The sequence below is a fragment of the Candidatus Alistipes pullistercoris genome, assembly GCF_027665465.1.
GTDB lineage: Bacteria > Bacteroidota > Bacteroidia > Bacteroidales > Rikenellaceae > Alistipes_A > Alistipes_A hominis.
The window spans coordinates 331,376-352,669 of sequence record NZ_JAQDED010000002.1; the positions used below are offsets into that span (position 1 = coordinate 331,376).

Genomic DNA, 21,294 nt, shown 5'->3' on the forward strand with positions numbered 1-21,294 from the left:
TACTTGTTCTAAATCCGATATCTTTGGGGGAATTTTTTTGAAGAATCCCCAAAAAATCCGTCCCGGAAATCGCAAAAAACGCCGATCTGCATCTTCCGTTTTTCGCACTCGCAATAAATCATTATCTTTAAAGCGCGGAAACGCCGGCAGGTCGAATCTGCCTATTTTGATATTATTAACCGATAACTTAACCGCAAGATGAAAAAAAACATCTACAAATTGCTGTCGCTTCCGGCATTGTTGCTGGCCCCGGGGCTGCTCGCGGCGGGTAATCCCGCGCAGCAAAGCGCCGCCGACACCGCCGGATACCGGGACATCTATCCCGACACCTGGGTAGCCACCGACGCCGTGGGACGCACGATGCCTTCTTACGAAGAGGTCGGAGCCGTGAAAAACGACCAGCGCCGCATCGTCGGCATCTTCTACATCACCTGGCATACCCAGGGACTGGCTGGACTGAAAAGCCCTTACACGGCCGACGTGACCAAAATCCTCGAAAAAGATCCGAACGCGCGCCTGCAGGCCGACAATCCGTTGTGGACGGAAGGTTCGTACCACTACGCCGAACCGGAAATGGGTTACTTCCTCAGCCAGGACGAATGGGTGATCCGCAAGGACATCTCGATGCTGGCAGACGCCGGCGTGGACGTGATGATCATGGACGTCACCAACGCGGTGCGCTACTGGGACGAATGGGACGTGATCTTCAAAACGATGGAAAAGATGAAGGCCGAAGGCAACAAAGTGCCCAAATTCTGTTTCTGGGCGTTCAACGGCCCGGTCATCACCGTCGTGCAGGATCTCTACGAACGCATCTACGAGAAAAACCAATACCCCGACCTGTGGTTCTACTGGGACGGCAAACCGCTGCTGCTCTATAACGGCACCCCGAAATACGACGCCAACGGACAGGATACGCCGCACCCGAATCTGCACTACGACGAAGACGCCGTGACCAACAAAAACAATCCGCATTACGGAGACCCGTACTATACCGCTAAATATTATACGGATTATTCCGACGACGTGAAAAACTTCTTCACGCTGCGCACGATGTGGTGGGGCTACTACGAATGGGCCAACGAGCGTTTCATCGGAACCGAGGACAACTGGAGCTTCGGATACAACATGGCCGATCCCCGGATCAAAGATATGAAACCCGAGGAACTGCTCTCGACCCATAAGGGCAAACGCGAACAGGCCGCCGTCACGCCGGCCCAGCATCCGGTCACGATGATCGAAGGCGAACGCATGGGAGTCGGCAAATCGTGGTCGAAAAAGTACGGCGAGCCGGAGCTGGACGAACACGACATGCCCAAATCGGCCTATGTGCCCTGGCTCGGGAAAACCGTAAAAGACCCGGTGAACTACGGAATCTATTTCCAGGAACGCTGGGAGGACGCCCTGCAGGCCAACCCCGAATTCCTGTATATCAACGACTGGAACGAATGGACCGCCGGGAAATACCATCCGGGCAAAGGCAAGACCACCGTCTGGCTGAACCGCGACAGCCCGTTCTTCTTCGTCGACCAGTACAACATGGAATTCAACCGGGGCATCCAGCCGATGAAAGGCGGATACACGGATAACTATTACATGCAAATGGCGCAGAACATCCGCCGCTACAAAGGAATCCGTCCGATCCCGGAACTGGCCGGCTACGTAAAAACTAAGATCGACGGCCGGTTCGACGACTGGGCGGGGGCTACCACCGAATACCGCGATACCAAGGGCGACGTTTTCCACCGCGACGCCAAAGGTTACGCGGGAATCCATTACGTCAACAATTCGGGACGCAACGACATCATCACCGCCAAAGTGGCCGTCGACAAGAAGCAGATGGCGTTCTACGCCGAAACGGCCGACGCGCTGACCCCGTGCACCGACAACAATTGGATGTTGCTGCTGATCGACGCGGACAACGATCCGTCAACGGGATGGTACGGATACGATTACCTGATCAACAAGCGGATCAAAAACGATCAGACCACCACGCTGATGCGTTACGACAGCGCCAAAGGCGACTGGACGGAAGTGGCCGATCTGCCGATGCGCTACGCAGGCAACCAACTGGAAGTTTCCGTTCCGCGCGAATTGCTCGGACTCGGCGGCGACCGTTTCGTGTTCGATTTCAAGTGGAGCGACAACCCGGCCGACCTGAACGATCCGATCTCGCTGTGCCTGAACGGGGACACGGCTCCGAACCGCCGGTTCAACTACCGCTGCATCTGGAGCAGATAGACGGAAAAAAGCTCCCGCCTCAAAAAAGCGGGGGCTTTTCTTTCAAGTATCATTATATTTGTTATATTTGCAGGTGAAAATCAAACGGAAACTCAGCACAGAGGGAACTGCCTTGTCGTCGCTTTGCTTCAAAAAAGTCGAATTCCGGTTGCCTCCATGTATTTCCGAATGTCTAACTATTAATCGTAAAAGCTTATGAAAGAGTTGGTTAACCAGATCAAAGAACAAATTGACGTCTTTATGGCCAATGCAGATCTGCAGGTTGAAAAAAACAACAAAGCAGCCGGAACCCGTGCGCGCAAAGCAGCGCTGGAACTGTCCAAACTGCTGAAAGATTTTCGTAAAGTATCTGTTGAAGAAGCAAAAAAATAGTTTTCGACAACAAATTCGACAAACGGAGCGTCCTCAAAAAGGGATGCTCCGTTTGCTTTCGCTCCCCCCGGACGGGACCGACACGGACGCTCACTTCTCGGCCGTTTTGCCGAGTTTCGACATAAACGCGGCGATCTCCGGCGCATTGAAAACGAATCCGGCATCCAGCAGTTTCCGGGGAATCGCGCACGGGCCCGAAACCAGCATACCGGAAGCCTCTCCATAAAGCAGCCGGAGCGCCCAACCGGGAACCGCCACGTGTAGACGGGCGGCGTAATGGCGGGTGGCGGCCCGGGCGAACGCCGCATTGGTCAGCCGTTCGGGAGCCGTCAGGTTGATCGCCCCGGCCAGCATATCCGACGAAAGGATAAAAGTCAGCGCACGCACCAGATCGCCGATGTCGATCCATGCAAAAATCTGCGCGCCCGACGCAATACGGACGGCGATCCCTTTGCGAAACGGGAAAGCCATTTTTGCGAAAACGCCTTCGTCCGGGGCGAGCACTACGCCGAAACGGGCGACCGCCAACCGTATCCCCGGAACCAGCCGGCTCGCTTCCCGCTCCCAGCTTTCGCAGAGGTCGGACAGGAAGCCCGTTCCCTTGACCGCCGTGTATTCGTCGTAACAGCCCTGATCGGGGTAATAACCGACGGCGGACGCCGAAACGAAAACCTTCGGCGCGGGATTCATTTCGTTGATTGCGGCCACCAGCTTACGGGTCGTCCCGATCCGGCTGTCGTACAGTTGCTTTTTATAGGCGTCGCTCCACCGCCGGTCGATCGGCGCGCCGGCCAAATTGACCACGGCCCCGCAGCCGGCAAGCGCCGCCGCGAGCGACTCCTGCGACCGGAAAGCCGGACGTCCCAGCGGAACGGCCCGATGCCCCAATCCCGTCAGATAGGCCGTCAGATGCGTACCGATAAACCCGGTTGCTCCCGAAATCGCAATTTTCATCGGATGATCTCCCAAACGGCCACTCCCCCCGTCGTAACCCGGAACAACGGATGCGGCTCGATGCTGCGCACGGCAATCAGCCGCATATAGTTTTTCGGGGAACGGAGTTCCAGCTTTCTTTTTAAATGTTCGAATTCATAATCGAGCTGTCCGCAGGAGACCGTCAGACGGACGACGGCAATGCCGGGCACGACCTTCGTCGCATCGAACCGGTACCCCCTGCGCACGGATTCTTCCCAGACGGCTTCGAGATAGCGGTCGATCGCCCGCACCGGGTCTTCCGCCTCCTTGAAACGCGCCAGTTGCGGATGGTTCCGGTAACCGGACGTCCGGCCGCAAAGCACCTCCCGCGCCAGCAACCCTTCGCGCCAGCAGGCCGTCAGACCGGCCGGATCCAGATACTTCGGGTGTATCGACCACAATCGCATCGCTTTATCGGAATTAGACGTTATCTTTGCCGGAAACTTCGCACGCCGCAATGAAAAAGCTTTGCCTTTACGGCCTTTTATGGCTGTTTCCGATCGTTTTATGCGCCACAACTTATGCCCAGACAAAACCGATGCCGAAAACGGGCACCGTCAAGGGCCGCGTGACCGGCAGCGGCGACGACCGGCCGATCGCAGGCATCACCGTGCGGCTCGCGGGCGACACTCTCGCGGGAACGTCGAACGGCAACGGGCTGTTCCTGATCCGCCGCGTCCCGGTGGGATACAACACATTGTATGTCGCCGCCGAAGGATTCCACGCGGTCACCACCGAATCGTTCCTGGTCACGGCATCGGACACCGCCGTGGTGAACATCGCCCTCGACACGATGCAGGTAGCGCTGTCGGAAGTCGTCGTGGCGGTTTCGCCGCTCGCGGCGACAACCGAATCCCCCGTGTCGATGCGGCGGATCGGAACCGAAGAGATCGATATGACGCCCGGCGCGAACCGCGACATCTCGAAAGTGGTGCAATCAGCCCCCGGGGTCATCGCCACGGCCATCCAGCGCAACGACGTGCTCGTGCGCGGCGGCGGGGCCAACGAAAACAAATATTACCTCGACGGCATCGAAATCCCGGTGCTGAACCACTTCGCCGTGCAGGGCGGATCGGGCGGCAACGCCTCGCTGGTCAACACCGACCTGCTGCGTTCGGTCAACTTCTACACCGGGGCGTTCCCGGCCGCGTTCGGCAACGGCCTCAGTTCGGTGATGGACATGCGGATGCGCGACGGCAACCCGACGCGGTTCAAAGGCAAACTGATCCTCGGAGCGTCGGATTTCGGGATCAACTTCGATACGCCGGTTTCGAGAAACGGCAAGACCACGCTGCTGGCCTCCTATCGTCGCAGCTACCTGCAAATGCTGTTCAGCGTACTCGGCCTGCCCTTCCTGCCGACCTATAACGACTACCAGTTCAAACTGGCCTCGAAACTCGGCGCGTCGGACGAATTTTACCTGATCGGACTCGGATCGTTCGACTACAACCGGCTGAATACCGGACTGAAAGACCCCGACGACGATCAAAAGTACATCCTCGGCTACCTGCCCGAAAACAGGCAGTCAAGCTACGTGTTCGGCGCGGGATACGTGCACCGTTTCCGGGCCGGGCAACTGCGCGTCGTGGTCAGTCGTAACGCTTTTACGAACAAACTCTACAAGCACGAACGCAACGACAAGTCGCTGCCGCGCACGATCGACTACAATACCGAGCAATCGGACAACCGGGTGCGGGCCGAAATCGAATTGCGGTCGGTCGGCGGCTTCCGCTTTACGGGCGGCGTCGGAGGCGGCAGCGGGCACTACGACAATACGACCCGGCGGCCGGCTTACACCGGCGGCCAGCTCCGCACGGAACGGTTCGACAGCCGGCTCTCGTTCGGACGCTACGAACTGTTCGCCACGCTGAGCCGGGAATTTTTCGGGAAACGCTTTTCGGTGCTGCTCGGGCTACGGGCCGACGGAACGACCTATTCTTCCGAAATGCACAACCCGCTGCGACAACTTTCGCCGCGGCTGAACCTCTCTTACAACTTCCGGCCGCAGTGGACGTTCAGCGCTTCGGTCGCGCGATATTACCAGGAACCGCCCTACACGTCGATGGGATACAGGGACAGCACCGGCGTACTGATCAACAAAGCGAACGGACTGCGATACATCGCCTCCGACCATTTCATCGCGGGAATCGCCTTTACGCCCGACGCGCACTCGCGCATTTCGGTCGAAGGCTTCTACAAGCGCTACTCGGACTATCCGGTATCGCTGATCGATTCGCTGCCGGTATCGACCGGCGACTTCGCCGACTATACGATCGGGGACGTTCCGGTGCGGTCGGTCGGCAAAGGACGCGCCTACGGGGTCGAACTCTCGTACCGCAACACGAACCTCGCGAACACGGTCGTCAACGTTTCGTACACGTTCCTGCACTCGCAGTTCAACCGTCCCGGCGCAGACCTGCGCCCGACGGACGAGTACGTCTCCTCCGATTGGGATGTGCGGCACATCCTGAACGTCTCGGCGATCCACAAGTTCGGGCGCAACTGGACGCTCGGCGCCAAATGGTATCTGACAGGCGGCAGCCCCTTCACGCCCTACGATTTCGGCCTCTCGTCGCAAACCGGAGCCTGGGACGCCCGACAGCGGCCCTACTACGATTACGCGCTGTACAATTCGCGGCGACTGCAGGCTTTCCATCAGCTCGACGTGCGGGCGGACAAAGTATGGTACTTCGCGAAATGGCGGCTCGGATTCTACGTCGACATCCAGAATCTCTACAACTTCAAAGCGGCCGGGCAGGATATCCTGATGCCCGAGACCGACGCTTCGGGGCAATACGTCCCCGATCCGCAGCGCCCCGGACACTACAAAATGAAGACCGTCGCGCACGACATCGGCGGCACCGTACTGCCGACGCTTGGCATCACCGTCGAATTTTAACGTACCGCACGCAAGCGCTTTGACGAACCGTACAAATTAGCTACCTTTGTTAAAATCGGATTTTTAGATACTATGAAAAAACAACTATTGACCGCCGTCGGCGCGCTGCTGTGCGCTCCGGGCGGATTCGCCCAAACACCGCAGGCGCTGCCGCTGTACCCCGACGGGGCCGTGGAAAGCAACGGATTCTCCGCAGCCGACGTCCGGCTGACCGCCACGAACCTCGACAAATGCGCGGAAGCCGATTATTTCGTTTTTCCGGCCGATCCGGCGCAAGCGACCGGACAGGCCGTCGTCATCTGTCCCGGAGGCGGGTATATCTCGCTGGCTTACGGTCACGAAGGACTCGACGTGGCCGAATGGATGAACGAGCACGGGATAACCGCCGTCGTACTGCGTTACCGGATGCCGAACGGGCATCCCGAAATTCCATTGAAAGACGCGCAGACGGCCCTGAAACTGGTGCGGCAGAAGGCCGCCGACTGGCACGTCGACCCGAACCGGGTCGGCATCATGGGATTTTCGGCCGGAGGGCACCTCGCCGCGACCGCAGCCACCCACTTCACCGGCCCGGAAGACCGGCCCGATTTCTCAATCCTGATCTACCCGGTCATCTCGATGGATTCGATCACGCATCAGGGGTCGAAGGACAACCTGTTGGGCACGAACGCCCCGGCGGAGCTGGCCGAGCGCTATTCGAACGAAAAACAGGTTACCGACCAAACGCCGCGAGCATTTATCGCGCTCAGCGACGACGACAACGGCGTACCGCCCGCCAACAGCATCGGTTACTATTCCGCGCTCAAAAAGCACAACGTGCCGGCCGAACTGCACGTTTATCCGAGCGGCGGACACGGATGGGGCTGGCGCGATTCGTTCGAATACCACGACGAACTGCGCGCTTCGCTCGGCCGCTGGCTCGAAGAGATCCGCAAATAAGAATCGCCGAAAGCCCGTTACGATGAAAAAAATGGTATGGCTGGCAGTCCTTCCGCTGCTGTTGTCCGCCGCCGAAAGCCCGGGCCGGACACCCGAACCGAACCGAACGCCCGAAGCGTTGCCGCTCTACCCGAAAGGCGCGCCGGAGAGCAACGGCCTGTCGGCGGACAGCGTCAAAGTATTACCCGACGTGATTTTCGGGGCGGTCGACGCCGACTACCTGGTGCTGCCGGCCGATCCGACGCAGGCGACCGGCCAGGCCGTCGTCATCTGTCCCGGCGGAGGATACGGAGCCATCTGCTTCGATCACGAAGGCTTACAGGTCGCCCGATGGTTTAATACGCAGGGCGTAACGGCCATTGTACTGCGTTACCGGATGCCGAACGGCCACCCCGAAATCCCGCTGAAAGACGCGCAGCAAATGCTGGAATTGGTACGCAAACAGGCCCCGAAATGGCGCGTCGATCCGCACCGGGTCGGCATCATCGGATTCTCAGCCGGAGGACACCTTGCCGCGGCCGTCTCGACGCTGTTCACCGGGCCGGACAACCGTCCCGATTTCACGATCCTGTGCTACGCGGCCATCTCGGACGATTCGGACATCATCGACAAGGAGACTTTCGGCAACCTGACCGGGCCGGACGCTTCCACCCGGGAAACGTCCCGTTACTCCTGCGAAAAACAGGTGACGGAACGAACGCCGCAGGCCTTCATCGTCCTCAGCGACGACGACGACAACGTCTTGCCTGGCAACAGCACACGTTACTACACGGCGTTGAAAAATCACAATGTCCCGGCCGAACTTCACATTTTCCCGACCGGCGGTCACGGCTGGGGCTGGAGCGAATCGTTCCGCTACAAGGACGAACTGCGCGCCGCGCTCGGCCGCTGGCTCGAAGAAATCCGCAAATAAAGAGTTTCCCATATAATTGAAGGAATAATTCACGGCGGAATTTCCTACCTTTGCGGAGGTCCGCTGCAACAACAGCGGAAACACGTGTTCGAGACGACCTAAATAATACGATTACATATTAAACTCAATCAAAAAAAATGGAAAAGGGACCTATTTCTCAATTCATTACGCACCACTACCGCCACTTCAACGCGGCTGCGCTGATCGACGCCGCCAAAGGATACGAAGCCCACATGCAGGCAGGGGGTAAAATGATGATCACCCTCGGCGGTGCGATGAGTACCGCCGAACTCGGCATCTCGCTGGCCGAAATGATCCGCCAGGACAAAGTGCAGATCATCACCTGCACCGGCGCCAACCTCGAAGAAGACATCATGAACCTCGTCGCCCACTCGCACTACAAACGCGTGCCGCACTACCGCGACCTGACGCCGCAGGACGAATGGGAATTGCTCGAAAACCACATGAACCGCGTGACGGACACCTGTATCCCGGAAGAAGAAGCGTTCCGCCGCCTGCAACAACATATCTTCAAGATATGGAAAGATGCCGACGACAAAGGCGAACGCTACCTGCCGTACGAATTCATGTACAAGCTGCTGCGCAGCGGCGTACTGGAGCAGTACTACGAAATCGACCCGAAGAACAGTTGGATGCTGGCCGCCTGCGAAAAGAACATTCCGATCATCGTTCCGGGATGGGAAGACAGCACGATGGGCAACATCTTCACGTCGTACGTCATCAAAGGCGAACTGAAAGCCTCGACCGTCAAGGGCGGCATCGAAACGATGATCTTCCTGACCGAATGGTACCGCGCCAACAGCGGCGGCAAAGGCGTCGGATTCTTCCAGATCGCCGGCGGCATTTCGGGCGACTTCCCGATCTGCGTGGTGCCGATGATGTACCAGGATCTCGAATGGGAAGACGTGCCGTTCTGGGCCTACTTCTGCCAGATTTCGGACTCGACGACCTCGTACGGATCATATTCGGGCGCCGTTCCGAACGAAAAGATCACCTGGGGCAAACTCGCTCCGGACACCCCGAAATTCATCGTCGAGTCGGACGCTACGATCGTGGCCCCGCTGATTTTCGCATACGTGCTGGGCTGGTAATTCCGCGCGCAATCGATTTCACAAAGCGGCCGGAACCTGCCGGCAATACACAGAAGCCTGGAGACATTGTAAATACGGTCTCCAGGCTTTGTCGTCGTATATTCCCCTCTGTTCCATCATCCGATATCAATCATCTTCTCCCGACAACAATCAGCGGAGCGCCTCGCTACCTGTATAAATCGGGGGAATTGAAGACGACGGTTTACGGTCACAAGAAGAAAAAGAACGGGGGCTTCGATTCGGCGTCGGATAAAGAATTTCGTTTCGACGACTACGTTACGACCGTTTCCGGAAACAAAGCCCGTAGGTGGTTCAATGCCGGTACAGTGTATCTATACTTTGCCGGTAGACGACCCATACAAGAAAGGTTATGTGTATTGTACGGGTGTGGTTATCACCAAAAAAGACCGTGTCGGCATGGCATTGAAGATGTACTTTACCGACAGCGGAAAGAAAAAGGAATCCCGCTATCTCCGTTCGCTGCGCAAAAAGATATGGTACCGCAACGACGAATGGAAATACGATGCGGACATCGTCGCACGTACGGCTCAAAAATACTACGGAGAAAATACGTTCGGCGGATAGGAGATCGCACAAAACAAACGATAGGGAGAGTCGCCCCCCTATCGCCATGAAAACAGAATACGAGTTTACAGAAGTTTTGCGATTTTCTCCGCGAATACGTTTTTCGGAGCCGCGCCGATCTGCTTGTCGACGATCTGCCCGTTCTTGATGAACAAAATCGTCGGGATGTTGCGGACGGCATACTGCACGGCGATCGCATTGTTCGAATCGACGTCGCATTTGCCGATCGTCACTCTGCCTTCGTATTCGCCGGCCAGTTCGTCGATGATCGGAGCGACCATCCGGCAGGGGCCGCACCATTCGGCCCAGAAATCGATTACCAGCGGCTTGCCCGAATCGAGCAATCCCTGCAGATTTTCGGATGTGATAGTAAGTGCCATAATTTCGGTATTTTTAAAGTTTATGTTTCACTGTGGTCGTACAAAGGTCATAATAACATCCGACAAAAGCACGCGGCGACGGCAAAAGTAATCAACAACTTATTCAACATTCCGACTGGCAGACGAATACACACTTACGGATCAAATAGTTACATCAGCGTATACTGCAACGCATAGTCTTCCAGAAACCGCACCATGTCGCCGGTCATATCGACCTTCACGCTCTTCGAATACAAATTTACTGCCACATCGGCTGCCGGATCGTACACCTTGACGCGGAGCATCACCTTACCGCGGTTGTCCTTCACCGTACAGGAAAGCTTCCCGATCAACTCTTCGGTCAGATCGTTCACCGGTACCATTACGGTAACCTCTTTCATCAGCGTTTCCTGCGCTTCGGAAAGCATCATCATCGACGTGATTTTCGCTTCGAGCTCACTCGGATTGTAGATGCGAGGACCCACCTTCCCCCGGATGAACAGGTAATATCCTTCGAACATATAGCGGCGGAAATTCTCGTATTCCTTCGAAAAGAGCACGAATTCGTGCGAACCGTTGTAATCCTCGATCGTGAACCGTCCGTAAGGCTTGCCGGTTTTGGTCGTCAGGTGCATCACCGATGTCACCATGCCGGCGACCATGAAGTCGCGCCCGTTCATCGACGACAGGTCGGACAGGTCGCCGAGCGAGCAGTTGCAATAGTGACGGATAATAACCGAGAAATCGTCCAGCGGATGCGACGACAGGTAGATACCGATTACCTCGCGTTCGCGGTTCAACATTTCCAGCTTCGACCACGGCGTATGCTGCGGCGGCTCCGGCTTCTGCACCGAAGACTCGGCGGCCGTTTCGCCGAACAGGCTTTGCTGCACGTTGTTTTTGTCGTTCTGGATGCGGTTTCCGTAACGGATCAGCGCGTCGAGCATCGTCATATCGTGGTCGTCCTTGGCCAGGTAAGCGCTCCGCGGGAACGAACTGATCGTGTCGAACGCTCCGCCGAGCACGAGGTTTTCGAGCGTTTTCTTATTGACGGCCTGCAGGTTCACCCGTTCGACGAAATCATAGATCGACGTGAACTTACCGCCCTCTTTGCGCACCTCGATGATATTCTGGACGGCGGCCTCGCCCACGCCTTTGATCGCCGCCATGCCGAAACGCACGTTGCCGTCCTCGTCGACCGAGAAGCGCGACTTACTGTAATTGACGTCCGGGCCCAGTACCGACAGCCCCATCCGCTTGCACTCGTCCATAAAGAAGCTGATCTTCTTGATATCCGACAGGTTGCGGCTCAGCAGCGCCGCCATGAATTCGGCCGGATAATGCGCTTTCAGGTAGGCCGTCTGGTACGAAACGTAGGCGTAGCAGGTCGAGTGCGACTTGTTGAACGCATACGATGCGAACGCCTCCCAATCGCCCCATATCTTTTCGCAGATTTTCGGGTCGTGACCGTTCTTTTTAGCCCCTTCGATGAACTTGGGCTTCATCTTATCCAGCACGTCCCGTTTTTTCTTCCCCATCGCCTTGCGCAGCGTATCGGCCTCGCCGCCCGAAAAACCGGCCAGCTTTTGCGACAGCAGCATGACCTGTTCCTGATAGACCGTAATCCCGTACGTGTCCTTCAGGTACTCCTCCATGTCGGCAATCTCGTAGGTCACCGGTTCCAGCCCGTGCTTGCGGGCGATGAAGTTCGGGATGTACTCCATCGGGCCCGGGCGGTACAGCGCGTTCATCGCGATCAAATCTTCGAACCGGTTCGGCTTCAGGTTGCGCAGGTGCTTTTTCATACCCGGCGACTCGAACTGGAACAGGCCGGTCGTCTCGCCGCGGCTGTACAATTCGTACGTAGGGCCGTCGTCCAGCGGGATCGCGTCGATATCGAGCTTCCGCCCGGTCGTCGATTCGATATTTTCGAGCGCATCCTTGATAATCGACAGTGTTTTGAGTCCCAGGAAGTCCATCTTAATCAGGCCGACGCTCTCGACCAGCTTGCCTTCGTACTGCACCACGTTCAGCTCGGCGTCCTTCGCGATCGCGATCGGGGCGAACAGTTCGAGGTCGTCCTGCCCGATAATCACACCGCAGGCATGTACGCCGGTCTGGCGCACCGACCCTTCGAGCTTCTCGGCATAACGCATCGTATCGCGCACCAGCGGGTCGGGCGATTCCTTCTCGGCCAGCAGTTCGGGAGATTCTTTATAGGCTTTCGGGAACGACATCCCCGGTTTTTCGGGAACCAGCTTCGCCAGGCGGTTGCTTTCCGAAAGCGGCAGTTTCTGAATCCGCGCCACGTCTTTGATGGCCATTTTCGGAGCCATCGTCCCGAACGTGATGATCTGCGCGACGCGCTTGCTGCCGTATTTTTCGGTCACGTAATGCAGCACGTCGGCGCGGCCGTCCTCGTCGAAATCGACGTCGACATCCGGCAGCGAAATACGATCCGGATTCAGGAAACGTTCGAACAGCAAGTCGTATTTCATCGGATCGATACTGGTGATTTTCAACGCATAGGCAACCACCGACCCAGCCGCCGACCCACGACCCGGCCCGACCGACACGCCCATCTCGCGCGCCGCACGAATAAAGTCCCACACGATCAGGAAGTAACCAGGGAACCCCATCCACTCGATCGTCGACAATTCGTATTCGATCCGTTTGCGCACCGCCTCCGAAAGCGTGCCGTAACGTTTTTCGGCACCCAGGTAGGTCAGGTATTCCAGGTAGCGGAACTGTTTCGAGATCATCAACCGTTCGGACAGTTCCGGATGACGCGCGATCACGTCGTCGAGCGACGCGCAATCGTTCACTTCCGCGCGCAGCGCCTCGTCTTCCAGCTTTTTCAGGAAGGTTTCTTTCAGTTTGTCGAGCGGTATTTCGAAATCGTCCGGGATCGGAAAGTTCGGCATCAGCGGCTTGTGTTCCAGCGAATAAGACTCCACTTTAGCGGCGATCTCGGCCGTCGTAGCGAGCGCTTCGGGATGATCCGGGAACAGCGCGGCCATCTCCTCTTCGCTCTTCAGATACTCCTGGAACGTGTACCGCATCCGATTCGGATCGTCCAGGTCGCGGCCCGTGTTCAGGCAGATCAGCCGGTCGTGCGCCGGCGCATCGTCGGCCATGATGAAATGCACGTCGTTCGACGCGATGTACTTGACGCCGTGTTCGGCCGCCAGCCGCAGGATCACTTCGTTGACCTTTTTCTGGTTCTCGTACACCTGCGCGTCGATCCGCGCGTTACCGCTCGGATGCAGTTGCAGTTCGAGGTAGTAATCCTCTCCGAAAATCGACTTAAACTCCTCGACGACGCGGTGCGCCTCGTCGATATTCCCGTGCATGATCGCCTGCGGAAGCTCCCCGCCGAGACAGGCCGAGCAGCAGATGATCCCGTCATGGTACAGCCTCAACAACTCTTTATCCACACGCGGACGGTAATAGAATCCCTCGATAAAGGCGTACGAAACGATACGCGCCAAGTTATGATACCCTTCCAGGTTCTTGGCCAGCAGGATCAGGTGGTCGCCGCGGTCGTCCTTGCCGCTTTTGTCGAAACGGCTGCCGCCCGCAACGTACACCTCGCATCCGAGGATCGGTTTGATCCCCTCTTTTTCGGCCGCATCGTGAAACTCCTTCACGCCGAACATGTTGCCGTGATCGGTAATCGCCAGCGACGTCATGCCCAGTTCTTTGGCGCGTTTGAGCAACGGTTTGATCGCAGCCGCCCCGTCCAGGATCGAATATTGGGTATGTACGTGCAGATGTGTAAATTGAGCCATTTCAGATTCGCTTTTAATGATGTATCCCGACAAAAATAACGAAAAAATAGTTGTCCCGCGGCATCCCCGGCGGGAATTTATTCACAAATTATCCCTATATTTAGAACATGCGGAACAACCGGCGACGATCCGATATTTCCGCCTGATTATCAATGTCGTACTAAAAACCGAATGCGATGGACGATTCGAAACTGGTAGTAATCCGGAGCTTCTCCTCGGTAGGGGAAGCCTCCATTTACAAAAGCCTGCTGGAAAGCAGCGGAGTACCGTGCGAACTGCTGAACGAACTGACGGCCGAGGTGTTGCCGATCCGCAACGAGATGATGCCCGTCCGGCTGGTCGTCAACGAGGCGGACGCCCGCCGGGCCGAAGAGATCCTCGGGGCGAAGTTCGATCAGGAAGAATTCGATAAGGAGAGCGCCAAACGGCGGAAAAAGCCGTAGCCGGAACGGGACGAAACGCTTCAGAGCCGCACGTCGTTGATCCGTTCGGCGAGTTTCACGGCCATCAGGTTGAAGTAGCGGTAATCCCCGTAACCGAGCAGCGACACGATTCCCTGCACCGAAACGGTAAAGGCTTCTTCGCAATGGGTCAGCATACCCCGTGTCAGCGGGCATTCGCACACCGCAATCTTTTCGGCGCGGCAGACGGCAAGCACCAGCCGCCGCATCACCGAATCGGTCGCCCCGGCTGCCAGCGGCGTCGTAAACACCTCGCCGGCGGAGACGAGGAACAACGGCTCGTCGTCGACGTGGGTCAGCGTCCCGTCCCGGTTCTCGAGAACGGCGAGTTCCGCTCCGGCTCGGGCAGCCGCATCGCGTCCGAATGCCGCCGAAAGCAGCGAAACGGAAGTCGGATATCCCGGCCAGGCGCAATCGCACGGAAACACGTCCAGCAGCGGACGCTTATGCCACAGCACGTAACGCGGATAATAGAGCGGAGCAGCGGTCTCCAGCAGCCAAGACGGTTCTTCGGCATCGGATTCCAGCCCGTGCGGAAAAACGCGCAACGTAATCCGACTGCTGCCGTGCGGATAACGATTGGCGTCAAGCAACGCTCCGACCGCCTGTCGCAACGTCGATTCGGGGAGGACGAACGGCACGCCGCAAACCCGCTCCACGGCCCGCCCGAGAATTTCCAAATGCGCATCCGGGAAAAGAATCCGGCGATCGAAGGCATGCATCCGCTGATAGACGTAATTCGTCGAAAGCAACCGTTCCGGCGCGAATCCCCGCTCTCCGGGAACGACGAACGCCCCGTTGTAACAAACCGTATCCATCGCAGGATCAGAACGACGTCAGGTTCTTAACGAATACGTGCCACAGCGACGGCTCCATCAGCAGCGGGAACACGAATCCGAAAAGCGCCCCGAACAGGTGGGCGTTGTGGTTGATATGATCGCCCGGACGACGGCTCATGTACTGCTCGTAGCCTACATAAAGGATTCCGAACAGAATCCCCGGGATCGGCAGGATACCGAAGAAATAAATCTTACTCCACGGATTGAAAAAAATGGAGGTGAAGATTACGGCCGACACCGCTCCCGAAGCCCCGATCGACGCATACTGCGGATCGTTGCGCCGACGCACGAGGTCGGGAAGCACGGAGAACAGCAACCCGCCGAAATAGAGCAGTCCGTAGCTCAGGTAGCCGCTGAAAATGGTCCCTGCCTGCTGGTAAGCCTTAAACAGTTGCTCAAGGAACTGCCCGAACGACAGCAACACGAGCATATTGACGATCAGGTGCATGTAATCGCCGTGCACGAAACCGTACGACACGGCCCGGTACCATTCGCGCCGATGCACGACACGGTAGGGGACGAACGCGAGCCGGTCGAACAATTGCCGATTGTTGAACGCCGCTATCGAAACGATCGCCGTTATGAAAATCAGGATATAGGTCATCAGAGTAAAAATATTTTTAACAGCAACTCCTTCAGCAACTCGCCGCCGTCGGCCTGCCCGGTATTCATGCCTTTGCTTTTCAGGTCATACTCGCGCAACAGGCCGAGAATCGCAAAAACCTTGTTGTTCGGATAGAGCGCAGCCGCCTGCTGGTACTCCTTCAGAAAGAACGCCGTGGGCAGCTTCAACATCCTTGCCAATTCCGCATCCGGCGGCATCGGCGCGCCTTTGCGGCGGCAATACCACTTTTGGTAATTCAGTATAAAAATCCGCTGAAAATGCGTAAACAGCGCGCTGACGGTCACCAGCAACGGATTCTCCTTCGGATTGCGGGCGAAATGATCGGCAATCAGCATCGCCCGGGCCACGTTCCGCTCGGACATCGCCCGCGTCAGCTCGAAATTATTGAAATCTTTGCTAATGCCGATATTCTGTTCGATGTGCGCGGCCGTGATCTGCTTCGTTCCTTCGGGCAGATAGGTGAGCAGTTTGCCCAGTTCGTTGCTGATCTTCGAAATATCGGCGCCGAGGTGGTCGGTCAACATGGCTGCCGCTTTCGGGTCGATCGAACATCCTTTACTGCGGACGAAATCGCCGAGCCAACCGGCGATCTCGTAATCGCGCGGAGCGACCGATTCGAAAACCGCTCCTTTAGCCTCGATCTGCTTGTAGAGCTGACTACGTTTATCGAGTCCTTTTTCTTTATGACACAGCACGAGGATCGTAGTCGGGGAGGGCGCCGACGTATACAGCGACAACTGGTCGATCCGGCGCAACGTCTGCGCTTCGCGGACGATCACCACCTGAAAAGCCCCCATCATCGGCATCTGACGGCAAAAATTGACGATCGCCCCGGCTTCGGTATCCCTGCCGTAAACGACCGTCTGGTCGAAGGCCCGCTCCTCGGGCGACAGGATCGTCTCGCCGAGCCGTTCGGCCAGCATATCGATAAAATAGGGCTCCTCGCCCATCAGCAGATAGACCGGCGCGAACTGCCTCCGGCCGATCCGTTCGGACAACGCCGCATAATCGGCCACACTCTCCTTAAAGCTCTTTTTACTGCTTTTCGCCATCGCTCGTACGGAATCTGATCTTTTACGCAAAGGTAACGAATAAAACGGGGCTTTCAAAACCCGGACTATCCGTTCCGATGCTGCGGCCGCAGCAGATCGCCCACAACTTTCACCGGACTGAAAGTCGATATGGGAACCTCGACGAACACGGTGTTCCACCGCGCCATCGCTCCGTTCCACAGACCCGGCAATTCGAGCGCCTTCAGCGGCCGCCCCTGCTGCGATTTCGACGAAATAAAACCGGTCTGCGGATCGACGTAACGCGTCAGATCGAACTTACGGCCGAGATAATCCCGCACCCCGCAGACGAGATCTACCGGGTTGAAATGCGTCGCCGCGGTCATCAGACCCTTTTGCTGCGGCGCGATCTGGGACGATTCGGCGATCTGCAACGACTCGCCGCCGTCGGCCTCCCGCACCCAAAACGGCCCGCCGCCCGGCTCGCCTTCGTTCTTCACCATACCGCACACCCGGATCGGACGATCCAGCAATTCGCGCAGCAAACCGACCTGCCGCTGCGGTTCCAACGCAGCGAACGACGCCGGCAGCCGACGGCACAGCCTGCCGGAAACGAATGACGCCATCTCCTCCGCAGACACCCGTTCCCCGGCATCCAACCGGCGCAAATACCCGAACGCCTGCCGCTGCAAATCGAGCAGCAACCCGGCGAGCATCTCTTTATAGATCACCGTATCGGATTTCAGACGGTCGGGCGCCACGTTATCGACCGTTTTGATGAAAACCAGGTCGGCATCGATCTCGTTCAGGTTCTCGATCAGCGCCCCGTGCCCCGCAGGACGGAAAAGCAGGCGCCCCTGCCCGTCGCGCAGCGGCGTATCGTCGGGATTGACGGCCAACGTATCGGTCGAAGGCTTCTGGCAGGAATAACCGATCCGATACTTCACCCCGAAACGGGCTTCGTAAAACGGAACCGTTTCGGCGGCCAGGCGTTCGAACTGCTCCCGGTGCTCCGCAGATACGGTAAAATGAATGCATACTTCGCTCCCTACTCCGGCCGCATACAACGCCCCTTCGGCCAGATGTTCTTCAAAGGCCGTCCGGTTGCGGTCGGGATAACGGTGAAAAAGGATCAGCGCTTTCGGCAGCGTCCCGTAACCGAGCCCTTCGGTCAGGATATTCGAGACCACGGTTCGCGGATCGCGGCTGCCTCCGGTAAACTCCGCAAGCCGTTCGGCAAAAGCGAAACGGTCGAGACCGGCCAACAATTCGTCGACTTCGCGGCTGCGAACGCCGTCGTTCAAAAATTCGAATAACGCCTTGAACATACGGGTCGCCGCACCCGACGCCGGAACGAATTTCACGACCTTGCGCTGCGGACGGAGTTCCCGGTAAACCGCGCCGTAACGCTCCGCAGCAGCCCCGTCGGCTTGCAGAATCCCGTCGCCGGCCACTGCCGCACGGCAAATATCCAGGTATGGAAACCCTTCTCTGAAACGGAGCATCTGCCGCTCCGCATCGGCGACGCACAGGCCGTGAGCGCCGATCTGTTCGATATCCTGTTCGGTAAACATTTTTCGTCGGATTTAAAAATTCACATTAAAAGTAATCATTTTTCCGCAAATATCCGCATCCGGGATTTTTACCGGCCGTCGGTCTGTAGCGGAACCGCTCCGTCGGCAGTCGGTTTTGCAAAATCTGATTTATTGTCGTATGTTTGTTTAACAATAGCGTGTATGATGGAAGAAAACAAATCCCTCCGCGGACTGAACAGTTTCGGGGTGGACGTTTCGGCGCGGCGTTTCGCCGAATTCAGCGACCGGGCCGAACTGACCGCCCTGCTGGACAGCTTGCCGCCCGGCGAGAAATGGATGATCCTCGGCGGCGGTAACAACGTGCTGTTCACGGGCGATTACGACGGCACCGTGCTGCATCCCGCGTGCCGCGACATCGCGCAGGTTTCGGACGACGGCAGGACGGTGCGCGTCCGAGCCGGAGCCGGCGTCGAATGGGACGACCTCGTCGCCTGGGCGGTGCGCAACGGATTGGGCGGTATCGAAAACCTGTCGCTGATCCCAGGCTATGTCGGGGCCGCGCCGGTACAGAACATCGGAGCGTACGGGGCCGAAGCGAAAGATACGATCGAAAGCGTCGAGTGCCTGCTGACCGACACGCGGGAAACCGTGACGCTGTCCAACGCGGAATGCCGTTTCGGTTACCGGGACAGCATTTTCAAACGGGAGCTGAAAGGCCGCGCCGTAATCCTGGCGGTTCAATTCGTCCTCGCGCGCGATCCGCAGTTCCGGCTGCGCTACGGAGACGTGGAGCAACAGGTCGAAGCGCTCGGCGGCGTATCGCTGGAAAATATCCGTCGGGCGGTCATCGCTATCCGGAGCAGCAAGCTGCCCGATCCGAAAGTGCTGGGAAACGCCGGCAGCTTTTTCAAAAATCCGGTCGTGTCGCAAGCGCAGGCCGATTTCCTGACGAAGAAATACCCGGACATGCCGCGCTACGCGACCGGAGAAGGCCGGGTGAAACTGGCGGCCGGCTGGCTGATCGACCGCTGCGGATGGCGCGGCTCAAGGCTCGGCCCGGCCGGCATCCACGAACGCCAGGCGCTCGTAGTGGTCAACCACGGCGGCGCTACGGGAGCCGATATCGTCCGCCTCGCCCGTGCCGTTCAGCAGGATGTGCTCGAACGGTTCGGCGTAACGATCGACATGGAAGTAAATCTGATATAGATATGCTACAGGATAAATTTCGGGCTTACATCCGGGAACGGGGTCTGTGCACTCACGAAAACCGCATTCTGCTGGCCGTAAGCGGCGGCGTCGATTCGATGGTCATGCTGTCGCTGTTCGTCCGCGGCGGATACGAAGTGGGCGTGGCGCACTGCAATTTCCAGCTTCGCGGAGCCGAAGCCGACGAAGACGACTTACTGGTCGAACGCGAGGCGACCCGCTACGGAATCCCGTATTACGGCGTTCGCTTCGACACGATGGCGGAAGTCGCCGCGACCGGCGAATCGGTCGAAATGGCCGCGCGGCGGTTGCGCTACGAATGGTTTGACAAGCTATGCGAAGAGCGCCGCTACGACCGGGTCGCAATCGCACACCACGCCGACGACTCGGTGGAAACCTTTTTCATCAACCTGATCCGGGGAACGGGGCTCCGGGGGCTGACGGGCATCGGCGTCGTGAACGGGCGCCTGATCCGGCCGCTGCTGTTTTCGCAGCGCAAAGAGATCATCGACTACGCGCTGACCAACAAAATCCCCTACCGCGAAGATTCGACCAACGCGTCGACCAAATACCTACGCAATAAATTCCGGCTCGGCATCGTGCCGCGCATCAAGGAGATCTCTCCGAAATTCACCGACACGATGGCGGCCAACGTCGAACGGCTGACCTCGGCCCAGAATTTCATCGACCGCAGCATGGAAGTGATCCGCCGCCAGGCGCTCATACGCGACGAAACGCGCACCGTCGTCGATCTGTCGCGGATCGATCCGTCGCTGCCTGCCGATTTCGTCATCTTCGAACTGCTGCGCGGTTTCGGGTTCAACGGGGAAGTCATCAACAGCCTTTACCGGGCATTCTGCGAAGGACACGGCTCCGGCAAGCGTTTCTTTTCGAAAGACAGCGTAGCTTACATCGACCGCGGTCGCATCCTGATCACCCCGATCCCCGACGACGAGGGCTGCACGACGGAAGTGACTCCCGAAACGACCCACATCTACTGCGGCGGCGCGTTGCTGACCTTCGAACGCCTCGAAGCAGACGACGTCGAATCGCTCCGCCAGCCCGAAAACGTAGCGCTGCTCGATGCGGACAAGTTGACCTATCCGCTAACGGTGCGCCGCTGGAACGAAGGGGACGCATTCGTTCCGTTCGGCATGGACAGCCGCAAGAAAATCAGCGATTTCCTGATAAACAACAAGGTATCGCTCCCGGACAAACGCCGCCAATTCGTCGTGACCAGCGAGAACGACATCGTATGGGTGGTCGGACGGCGCATCGACGACCGCTACAAAGTGGCGCCCGCTACGGAAAACGTGCTCCGGATCGTACGCGAAACGGACGTGGAGATTTAACGCCATTCGCCCGATAGCCGGGGCGACCGACAACTCTCCCCGGCGCTCGGCCTGCTGTTCGATCCCGAAGGCATCCTGAT

Annotated in this window: 18 protein-coding genes; 10 read left to right on the forward strand and 8 right to left on the reverse strand. The window is 57.8% G+C overall.

Annotated features, from left to right (window positions below; all coding sequences use genetic code 11):
* Positions 1-198: 198 nt before the first annotated feature.
* Together PGR91_RS04705 and PGR91_RS04710 are read left to right on the forward strand one after the other, a co-directional pair.
* Complete coding sequence (locus PGR91_RS04705; protein ID WP_101571141.1) at positions 199-2,241, forward strand: hypothetical protein; 2,043 nt, start codon at positions 199-201, stop codon at positions 2,239-2,241.
* A 195-nt stretch (positions 2,242-2,436) separates the two neighbouring features.
* The gene (locus tag PGR91_RS04710) at positions 2,437-2,613 is read left to right on the forward strand and encodes a histone H1 (RefSeq protein ID WP_055201742.1); all 177 of its coding nucleotides are present in this window, start codon (positions 2,437-2,439) and stop codon (positions 2,611-2,613) included.
* A gap of 90 nt (positions 2,614-2,703) precedes the next feature.
* Here the strand turns inward: PGR91_RS04710 and PGR91_RS04715 are convergent, their stop codons facing one another.
* Both PGR91_RS04715 and PGR91_RS04720 read right to left on the reverse strand, forming a co-directional pair.
* Entirely contained in the window at positions 2,704-3,567 is an 864-nt protein-coding gene (locus PGR91_RS04715) for a TIGR01777 family oxidoreductase (RefSeq protein ID WP_118656343.1), read from the reverse strand.
* Entirely contained in the window at positions 3,564-3,995 is a 432-nt protein-coding gene (locus PGR91_RS04720; protein WP_101571144.1) for a pyrimidine dimer DNA glycosylase/endonuclease V, read from the reverse strand. The genes PGR91_RS04715 and PGR91_RS04720 overlap by 4 nt, the downstream gene beginning before the upstream one ends.
* A 50-nt stretch (positions 3,996-4,045) precedes the next feature.
* Here PGR91_RS04720 and PGR91_RS04725 point away from each other — a divergent pair, with 50 nt between their 5' ends.
* From PGR91_RS04725 to PGR91_RS04745, 5 genes are all read left to right on the forward strand, one after another.
* The gene (locus PGR91_RS04725) at positions 4,046-6,487 is read left to right on the forward strand and encodes a TonB-dependent receptor (RefSeq protein ID WP_118656345.1); all 2,442 of its coding nucleotides are present in this window, start codon (positions 4,046-4,048) and stop codon (positions 6,485-6,487) included.
* Between the two features lie 72 nt (positions 6,488-6,559).
* The gene (locus PGR91_RS04730) at positions 6,560-7,426 is read left to right on the forward strand and encodes an alpha/beta hydrolase (RefSeq protein WP_055201748.1); all 867 of its coding nucleotides are present in this window, start codon (positions 6,560-6,562) and stop codon (positions 7,424-7,426) included.
* Positions 7,427-7,448: 22 nt separating this feature from the next.
* Positions 7,449-8,339, forward strand: coding sequence for an alpha/beta hydrolase (locus PGR91_RS04735; protein ID WP_118656347.1), 891 nt, complete (start codon positions 7,449-7,451; stop codon positions 8,337-8,339).
* Between the two features lie 137 nt (positions 8,340-8,476).
* Positions 8,477-9,451, forward strand: coding sequence for a deoxyhypusine synthase family protein (locus tag PGR91_RS04740; RefSeq protein ID WP_055201750.1), 975 nt, complete (start codon positions 8,477-8,479; stop codon positions 9,449-9,451).
* A gap of 417 nt (positions 9,452-9,868) precedes the next feature.
* Positions 9,869-10,036: a hypothetical protein gene (locus PGR91_RS04745; RefSeq protein ID WP_153497947.1), complete on the forward strand. Its 168-nt coding sequence runs from the start codon at positions 9,869-9,871 to the stop codon at positions 10,034-10,036.
* A gap of 65 nt (positions 10,037-10,101) precedes the next feature.
* Here the strand turns inward: PGR91_RS04745 and trxA are convergent, their stop codons facing one another.
* Together trxA and dnaE are read right to left on the reverse strand one after the other, a co-directional pair.
* Positions 10,102-10,416: a thioredoxin gene (gene trxA / locus PGR91_RS04750; RefSeq protein ID WP_101571152.1), complete on the reverse strand. Its 315-nt coding sequence runs from the start codon at positions 10,414-10,416 to the stop codon at positions 10,102-10,104.
* A gap of 149 nt (positions 10,417-10,565) precedes the next feature.
* On the reverse strand, positions 10,566-14,186 hold the full coding sequence (dnaE, locus tag PGR91_RS04755; RefSeq protein WP_101571153.1) for a DNA polymerase III subunit alpha: 3,621 nt from the start codon (positions 14,184-14,186) through the stop codon (positions 10,566-10,568).
* A 176-nt stretch (positions 14,187-14,362) separates the two neighbouring features.
* Between dnaE and PGR91_RS04760 the strand changes: the two genes are divergently transcribed.
* Entirely contained in the window at positions 14,363-14,629 is a 267-nt protein-coding gene (locus PGR91_RS04760) for a DUF2007 domain-containing protein (protein WP_055201758.1), read from the forward strand.
* 20 nt (positions 14,630-14,649) lie between these two features.
* Here PGR91_RS04760 and PGR91_RS04765 read toward each other — a convergent pair whose 3' ends face one another.
* The 4 genes from PGR91_RS04765 to PGR91_RS04780 all read right to left on the reverse strand — a co-directional run bounded on the left by PGR91_RS04765 (position 14,650) and on the right by PGR91_RS04780 (position 18,695).
* Positions 14,650-15,465 carry an aminotransferase class IV gene (locus PGR91_RS04765; RefSeq protein ID WP_118656349.1) on the reverse strand — a complete coding sequence of 272 codons (816 nt, stop codon included), beginning with the start codon at positions 15,463-15,465 and terminating at the stop codon, positions 14,650-14,652.
* Between the two features lie 7 nt (positions 15,466-15,472).
* Complete coding sequence (locus PGR91_RS04770) at positions 15,473-16,093, reverse strand: rhomboid family intramembrane serine protease (protein ID WP_055201761.1); 621 nt, start codon at positions 16,091-16,093, stop codon at positions 15,473-15,475.
* Positions 16,090-17,163 carry a DNA polymerase III subunit delta gene (gene holA, locus PGR91_RS04775; RefSeq protein ID WP_055201763.1) on the reverse strand — a complete coding sequence of 358 codons (1,074 nt, stop codon included), beginning with the start codon at positions 17,161-17,163 and terminating at the stop codon, positions 16,090-16,092. Before holA ends, PGR91_RS04770 begins: the two co-directional genes overlap by 4 nt.
* A gap of 65 nt (positions 17,164-17,228) precedes the next feature.
* A complete protein-coding gene (locus tag PGR91_RS04780; protein ID WP_055201766.1) occupies positions 17,229-18,695 on the reverse strand; it encodes a DUF4301 family protein in 1,467 nt (488 codons plus the stop codon).
* A gap of 165 nt (positions 18,696-18,860) precedes the next feature.
* Between PGR91_RS04780 and murB the strand changes: the two genes are divergently transcribed.
* Positions 18,861-19,862, forward strand: a complete 1,002-nt coding sequence (murB, locus tag PGR91_RS04785) for a UDP-N-acetylmuramate dehydrogenase (protein WP_055203438.1) — start codon at positions 18,861-18,863, stop codon at positions 19,860-19,862.
* A 2-nt stretch (positions 19,863-19,864) separates the two neighbouring features.
* A complete protein-coding gene (tilS, locus tag PGR91_RS04790; protein WP_118656351.1) occupies positions 19,865-21,214 on the forward strand; it encodes a tRNA lysidine(34) synthetase TilS in 1,350 nt (449 codons plus the stop codon).
* Positions 21,215-21,294: the final 80 nt, after the last annotated feature.